This is a genomic window from Photorhabdus sp. HUG-39 (assembly GCF_963878365.1).
GTDB lineage: Bacteria > Pseudomonadota > Gammaproteobacteria > Enterobacterales > Enterobacteriaceae > Photorhabdus > Photorhabdus kayaii.
Genome location: NZ_CAWNWY010000008.1, coordinates 140997 through 147929, shown reverse-complemented (window position 1 = coordinate 147929; position 6933 = coordinate 140997). Strand labels below are relative to the sequence as shown.

Sequence of the window (6933 nt, the reverse complement as noted above, 5' to 3'; positions counted from 1 at the left end):
CCCGCGAAGCGAAAATAACGCCCTGACGGGCGATTGAATCGGGTCAATGAGGAAAATGAGTTGTATTATGATTCGTAATGAAAGGAACAAACCCCATTATTTTCAATGGGGTTTGTCAGCGGTCTGAACCACCCGCTATGCGGGTGGTTATGATTTGCTGTTTGATGTATGTTATTCATAGAAATTTTATCGCTCAAAGCTGCTCGTAAAATCTTCATTCCAATCGGTAGTTACTTGCCTTGGTGCGATTTTTTTAAGGCGTGCAGGACGGTGTTAATGCCAATCTTGAGGACACGAGCGGTGTCACGGACACCCGAGCCGTTGAACGCTATATCGACAATCTTCTCTTTGACGCCAGGTTTGCGAGCTTCATAGGTGTAGGTGAGCTGAAAAACATGGGGACAGGCTGGGCAACGATAGCGAACGTGACCGGCAGGGGTCTTACCGTGGCGATATGCGCGGTCGGAGTGGCAACGAGGACAGTGAACGGTGATGGATGCTATGAAGTGCTGAGTCTCAAAAGCACCCATCATACCGCTTCAACCGATCGGAGGCATCACCCGATTAAGGTAGAATCGCCTTCGTTATGTTCGAGCTGATTAGTATGCCAATTTTTCAATTTAGCATACTTTTTTCGGGATAAACGCCCTTTCAAAAACTGACCACTCTTTGCTTTTAATATCTAACAGAGAGCAATTGTTAGATTGCTATTAGAGGTTGGCAACGAATTGTTTATTAAATTCAGCATTCACTTTATCACTGAGAAGTTCGTACTTTTCACTCAATGCAATTTGCTGCGTTTGTAGTTGAGCTGGGTTTTTAACAAGATCAGATGCGTGAAGTTGACCCATCTCTTCCATAAAGCCGCTAGTTAACTGACTGAAGAGTGCATCTTTACCGATAATAAAACTCGAAAAGTTCTCTTTTACGAACTCTTGTTCATTGGGACTTAAGCTTTCTAAACCCAGACGTGCCTGGTTAGCGGAAGTGACATCGTCAAACGTCGCGTTAGCTGGATCAGTACCAGGCTTTAGGTACGCCGCGTCATTTTTGAAGTCACCAGCATTTTGAGTCATCGCGTTTTCTATGAGTTTTTGAGAGAAACTTCTTACCTCAAACGTAGACTGCACTGGTTTGTGGTCACTGACATTCACAAATCCATCAGTGATCACACTGGTTTCATGGTTCTGTAAGTTACCCGTTTTGTTGGTTAAACCAGTATTATCGAGCTCACCGAAATCAGGGCGATCTCGACCTTCTTTCTGTTTAATATTGCCAGTGTGCTTATCAAGCTGCATGTAAGTATGGCTATCGAGTGGTTTGAACTTAAAGCCATGTTTTGCTAAATGCGTATCATCGTGTGCAATTGGGTCGTACAGCACATCAGAGCCTTCAGCAACACGCTTCTCACGTTCATTGAGATCGCCGGTGATCAGAACCTCTTCATTCGGTTTGATCCCCTCCATCAACTTGTTTCCTTCGAATTCACGCTTTACTTCTTTGTTAGAATCCAAGTGCGCGGAAATCACGTTTAAAGCTTGGCCATTGATCTCTAAAGCGGTTTTCACCCCCCCTTTGTTACCAGTGATACCCATGAAGAATGCCATGGATCGTCCACCGATACCGTGACGATACTCAGACTCTTTTTTCACGTTAATATCGACGCCATCTTTAGCAAAAACAGACATAGAAGTATAACTAACACCTTCACCAAGACCTTTGGTCATTACTTTCATTTTGTTTTGGCTAAGGAGGTTCATGCCATCGAGTTCTAGGTCGTTAGCAAGCAATTTAGACTCTTGTTCAGCAAACAAGACCACATCATAATCACCTTTTTGGATCAGATTCTGGAAGTAGTTCTTAGTCTCTTCCGGCATCTTTTGGTTAGCCTGGTTGTAGGTTAATGTTAAGACCTTAACGTTGCCGCTGTTCTCTTTTTTGTGCAGCTGTTGGTTCATCAGATTCAGTTTTAAATCACTGTTTTTCGATGAATCTGTATTGCTAAAGAAGCGGTTAAAAAAGCTGCGATTCTCTTTTTGTTTTAGGCTAACTTCACCATCACTGTTTTTAGTAACGCGGTATTCTTTACCAAATACAGAGCCAAACTTAACCGTATCACCTTCTTTCGCATTGGTTTTGATATTTTGAATATCCACGAAGTCTAAACTACCTCTGTGCTGACTATTAATTTGAATTGTTGACATAAATTAACCTCATATTATAAATAGGGGTGTTCGTTGCAGGGATTAAATAAAAATCCCGACAGGTAGTTTTTCTGGGATCGTTTCTGCGTTATTCGTTTGTTCAATAAAATGGTGCCATTGCTCCATTTTTTCTAACAGTTGCTGAAAGATGTTTTGCACATAATTTTGAGGCTTATTTGATAGAGAAATAATCTTATAAATCGTTAATCTACGGCTATCAGGCATTAAGCCAATACCAAAGCCACCTCTAAAAGGTTCTAGCGCGTGTTCACCGATCGCGACTGCAATCGCTTCTGGAAGAGGCGTTGGTAATTCAACTGGACTGGTCAGAGATATGTGTAAATTAATGGTTGTTTCATTCTTAAATATGGTTAAGAAAAGTGCCTCACCATGGTCATTAGTATCGAATGATAACTCACATTGAAATAATCCATTTTCATCGAAATCGGCACCGTTACCTAAAAATCTGATACTTTCCTGATAGATATCCATTGTGTTCCTTCTATATATTATTTTTTGATGGTTATTCTTCTTAGTAAGAAGGATTATAAAGACGAGGGAATTGTATGATATTAAGTACAGGCGGATTTTTTTATTCTTCCATATGAAAGGTTAAATCTATGGTCACCCTCGTTTTTGCAACACTAATTTTGATGAATTTTGAGCTTGCTTAAATCTATCCGGCGTCACTATAGGCAAGGATGCCTGCGCCTCGATGAGTTCCGCGCCTGATGTTCCTAAAAAACCACTCGGCTTTAATAAGCCATCTTCATAAACAGGATCTTTAGCGGCAACCTGTTATTTTAGATAGAAAAAAGGCTTTATTTATGATCTGATAATTGTCGCCAAACAAAATACCGAGATCAGAGAATAAAGCCGATGACAATTATCTCCACAAAACCTCAGTTAATGCAATTCTTCAGTGACACTTTTCTTGAAAAAACGGCCCGCAGATGTGGCTTTATGGAGCGGTTCAGAAATATTGGGCCACAGTCTCTGGTTCTCAGTTTGATAGCCGCGTTGAGCAAAGGAAACTGCACTTCCATCGCTGACTTGCACCGGCAGTTTAACGGCATGTGCCTGAGTGAAAAACACACTGTCGCCTATAAACCCTTCCATAATCAGTTGCGTAAAAGCACCTTCGCCGATTTTATGAAGACACTGGTGACATTCGCCATGGTTCAATTGATTGAAAACGTTCTGCCGCCCTTACCCAAAAAATTTGAGCAGTTTGACGATATCCTCTTGCAGGATGGCGGCTCATTCAACGTTCATCCCGATTTAGCGGGGGTTTTCCCCTGCCGCTTCAGCCCATTGAAGGCAGCGGTTGAGTGCCATATGACCCTGTCTTTGTTCAGCCAATCACCCATCGCCATGACGGTGACCGCAGACACGGCATCTGAGCGGGCTTATCTACCAGCTCCCCATACCTTACGCAATAAATTGCTGCTGGCGGATGCCGGTTATGTGGATTTCGGGTACTTTGAACAACTTTCCTTGTCCAGTGATTCATTTATCGTGCGGGGAAGCCAATCGCTTAATCCCCTGATTGTCAGTGCCCGCAATGGACAGGGGCGACAATTACCGACACTGGCGGGCAAAAAACTCAGGGACATCAGCCGCAAAAATAACCGCGATGAGGTACTGGATTTCACCTGTCGGCGTGGCCGATTCGAATTTCGGATCATCCGGCGTTGGTTCGCGCAGGAAAAGCGCTTCTGTTTTGGGCTCACCAACCTGCCGCCATCCGACTTTACCGCAGATGACATCATGGCGCTCTATCGCTGTCGCTGGCAGGTCAAACTGCTGTTCAAGGAATTAAAATCCCACACCAACCGGACAGGCTTTGCGACCGGTCAGAAAGCGATAGCGGAAGGACTCATCTGGGCAAGTCTGCTGGCGTTGATAGTCCGGCGCAGTCTGGCGAGACGGTTTTTGCCTTCAGTCTCCTTTCTCAAGGCAGCCAAAAATGTTGATGTCTGGTTGTTGCCGATATTGGGCGCGATTATTCATCATGCCGGGTCGGAAATAGAACACCATCTGGATTGGGCCCTGAAATATCTCTCCAAAAACGCGTTGAAGTTGCCTCAAAGAAAATCCAATAAAGACAATACGTTGGAGGGTATTGTCGAGAGGCTTAATGCTTAAGGTTCAGTGTATGAGGTCGTTTTAATCGGATAGCTGCTTTGCTTGTTATATTTATATCTCTGTTATCAGAGGTAATATTTGTAGATCCCGCAAGCAGATTTCAATATCATTGGCTTTATTGATATGTTCTTGATTTTCAATATCAAAAATATCTTTTGTCGTAATAATCAATGAGCCTTTTTTGTTATTTTTATCAGAAATAGATATTATTTCTTCCGCCATTGGAACTAAAGTCGGATCTATTTCAATTGGTAAGTAGAGCATCCAACCGGCGTAAACCCTATCTGGAAAAACTTGTTTTTGTTTTAACGAGTAACCTCTTGTATCTACTAACATAAATGGAGAGTTTCGAATCGATATTGAATTTTTTAAAAGCTCAATAATATCTTGAAAATTAAATTTATCTTTATCTAAATTGATGCTTATAGATATATTAGTTTTACCTAATCTAACAGGATTAACATGGATTTTATCTTCACCCATATATAGAATACTGTTGTTGTTCTCATCTACTCCATCAGATAATGATTTCACAATAAATCCAGAGTTTTCATCATAAGTTTCTTTAAAATCTTCTATAGCATATTTAGTAGGTCCATTTTCATCAAATGCATTATTTTTTAATCTCTCTTCTTGAGTATAACCAGGTAAATACCAACCACTTTTTCTAGTTGTTAACTTATTTATCTTGCATGTAATTTGATATAAATCAAGTAATGCATTTTCAGGAGTTAAAGCCTCATTTAAGTCATGGAATAATTTTATTCTTGAAAAGATCATTGACATTTTTAATTCTCCTTTTGTGAGAATGATTAAAGTTTAGTGTTAAATACCGTAATGTTAGGAAACATAGAAAATGCCGTAAGAAAGTATTCATAAGATATTGGTTCTAGAAAGTGCCAATGGGATTTTGGAATATTATCTAATGTCTCGCACACTAAGTTCTGCCTCCTAGCCTGATTAATCATACTGTCATATCCAGACATTTTTCCCTTTAACTTTATATTTTTATAAAAGTCATTAGGTTCTCCATCTTTGAAAAATTGATCATATTTAGCTTTGGCCTCAAGAAATAAGCATTGTGCAGGTTTCCAACCATCGAAATTTGTATCCATGCATAACCAGGTTTCAATTAGGTTTAATTCAGGGTTGTATATCGTCCCGGCAATTTTTGTTTGGTAGGCAATGGTTATTTCTGAATACGNTTATAGGCTTTTGATCAACTCATTGGCGTATGAAATGTTTTAATGTTAGTAAAAGGAACAAACATTTCAGAAAAATATTCATAAGATATAGGCTGCAAAAAATGCCAATGAGACTTTGGAATATTATTCAATCCTATGCATACCCTATTTTGTCTTTCTGCTTGCCAAATTGTACTTTCTGCCCCTGTTTTGCTGGTAGGTGTTTTTCTAAACTCACCAAAAATCCAATCTGGTTCACCATTCTTAAAAAACTGATCATATTTAGCTTTGGCCTCAAGAAATAAGCATTGTGCAGGTTTCCAACCATCGAAATTTGTATCCATGCATAACCAGGTTTCAATTAGGTTTAATTCAGGGTTGTATATCGTCCCGGCAATTTTTGTTTGGTAGGCAATGGTTATTTCTGAATACGATGTGGTCTTTTCCCAAACCATTGTAACGTTGCCAATTGCCGGACATTTCTCACATTCGGTGCGGGACGAAGCAATTGTTTGTGTATCCGCTTTTGCCTTGTCTTGTTCACCTTCTTTATCTTTGGTGCTTTCCATCACACCAACGGCGGCTAATCCTGTTGCACAAGCAGCCAGTGTCCATTCAGCCGCCGTTAAAAGAGCGGGAGCCGCTGGCGCAAGAAGTAGTAATGGCATGTCCATTTCTCCTTTTCAATAAATGATCCATGACTCGCAAATAATCACGGTATTTTTCTCGGCTCTCCATTTTACCGGATTAATGTATTAGCCCGGTACAATGGAGAAGACAAGCGCAGCGCGTCAGTGTTGTCTTAAATAGGCCAAAGTGATTGTTGTCTCATTAAGCGAGAAAATCTTTCTGGCTGGCAATCAGTTTTGCACCACATGCTGTATGCATACCTTCTAATGCGACAGGTTTTCCCTGATGCTTTAAGTCATTACTACCTTCCACAATAGGGAAAACCCCTTTGCACTTAGGGCAGTTTACTAAATCACCTTTAGCGGCAACAGGTACGCCTTGATACACGTAATTATCAATGGCGGTAATGACTTGACCACCATGATCGGTTAGGTCGTTTAATCGGATTACGGCTCTGTTTGTCATATTTATAACTCTGTCATCAATGGTAGTATTTGTAAATCCCGTAAACATATTTCAATATCATTGGCTTTATTGATATGATCTTGATTTTCAATATCAAAAATATCTTTTGTCGTAATAATCAATGAGCCTTTTTTGTTATTTTTATCAGAAATAGATATTATTTCTTCTGCCATTGGAACTAAAGTCGGATCTATTTCTATTGGTAAATAGAGCATCCAACCTGCACTTATTCGGTCTGGAAATACTTGCTTTTTTTTCAATCTATATCCTCGTGTTTCAGTCATAACGATTGGAGAATTACG

At 40.3% G+C, this 6933-nt stretch carries 8 protein-coding genes and 1 pseudogene; 1 reads left to right on the top strand and 8 read right to left on the bottom strand.

The features are described from left to right. Positions 1 to 236: 236 nt before the first annotated feature. From AAC155_RS07895 to ati1, 3 genes and pseudogenes are all read right to left on the bottom strand, one after another. Positions 237 to 530 (bottom strand): annotated as a pseudogene (locus AAC155_RS07895) (IS1-like element transposase); the annotation flags it as partial. A 180-nt stretch (positions 531 to 710) separates the two neighbouring features. Next, the gene (locus AAC155_RS07890) at positions 711 to 2204 is read right to left on the bottom strand and encodes a VPA0450 family T3SS effector inositol phosphatase (RefSeq protein WP_113041690.1); all 1494 of its coding nucleotides are present in this window, start codon (positions 2202 to 2204) and stop codon (positions 711 to 713) included. Between the two features lie 42 nt (positions 2205 to 2246). After that, complete coding sequence (ati1, locus tag AAC155_RS07885) at positions 2247 to 2696, bottom strand: Ati1 family type III secretion system chaperone (RefSeq protein ID WP_011148685.1); 450 nt, start codon at positions 2694 to 2696, stop codon at positions 2247 to 2249. 387 nt (positions 2697 to 3083) lie between these two features. Between ati1 and AAC155_RS07880 the strand changes: the two genes are divergently transcribed. Beyond that, positions 3084 to 4352: an IS4 family transposase gene (locus tag AAC155_RS07880; RefSeq protein WP_113041689.1), complete on the top strand. Its 1269-nt coding sequence runs from the start codon at positions 3084 to 3086 to the stop codon at positions 4350 to 4352. Positions 4353 to 4403: 51 nt separating this feature from the next. On the opposite strand, the gene AAC155_RS07875 is transcribed toward AAC155_RS07880, so the two are convergent. The 5 genes from AAC155_RS07875 to AAC155_RS07855 form a co-directional block, all read right to left on the bottom strand. Then, positions 4404 to 5138: an immunity 52 family protein gene (locus AAC155_RS07875; protein ID WP_011148684.1), complete on the bottom strand. Its 735-nt coding sequence runs from the start codon at positions 5136 to 5138 to the stop codon at positions 4404 to 4406. 26 nt (positions 5139 to 5164) lie between these two features. After that, on the bottom strand, positions 5165 to 5539 hold the full coding sequence (locus AAC155_RS07870) for a restriction endonuclease fold toxin 5 domain-containing protein (protein WP_275658240.1): 375 nt from the start codon (positions 5537 to 5539) through the stop codon (positions 5165 to 5167). A 32-nt stretch (positions 5540 to 5571) separates the two neighbouring features. Continuing rightward, positions 5572 to 6204 (bottom strand): restriction endonuclease fold toxin 5 domain-containing protein, encoded by a 633-nt coding sequence (locus AAC155_RS07865; protein WP_113041688.1) that lies wholly within the window; start codon positions 6202 to 6204, stop codon positions 5572 to 5574. A gap of 163 nt (positions 6205 to 6367) precedes the next feature. Beyond that, positions 6368 to 6631, bottom strand: coding sequence for a PAAR domain-containing protein (locus AAC155_RS07860; protein ID WP_113041686.1), 264 nt, complete (start codon positions 6629 to 6631; stop codon positions 6368 to 6370). A 2-nt stretch (positions 6632 to 6633) separates the two neighbouring features. Beyond that, the coding region (locus tag AAC155_RS07855; RefSeq protein WP_240002820.1) for an immunity 52 family protein at positions 6634 to 6933 on the bottom strand (300 nt) is incomplete at its 5' end.

Bases quoted from the DNA above. Each gene is read 5' to 3' on its own strand.
- AAC155_RS07890 (WP_113041690.1), bottom strand. From the start codon at position 2,204: ATGTCAACAATTCAAATTAATAGTCAGCACAGAGGTAGTTTAGACTTC.
- ati1 (WP_011148685.1), bottom strand. From the start codon at position 2,696: ATGGATATCTATCAGGAAAGTATCAGATTTTTAGGTAACGGTGCCGAT.
- AAC155_RS07880 (WP_113041689.1), top strand. From the start codon at position 3,084: ATGACAATTATCTCCACAAAACCTCAGTTAATGCAATTCTTCAGTGAC.
- AAC155_RS07875 (WP_011148684.1), bottom strand. From the start codon at position 5,138: ATGTCAATGATCTTTTCAAGAATAAAATTATTCCATGACTTAAATGAG.
- AAC155_RS07865 (WP_113041688.1), bottom strand. From the start codon at position 6,204: ATGCCATTACTACTTCTTGCGCCAGCGGCTCCCGCTCTTTTAACGGCG.
- AAC155_RS07860 (WP_113041686.1), bottom strand. From the start codon at position 6,631: ATGACAAACAGAGCCGTAATCCGATTAAACGACCTAACCGATCATGGT.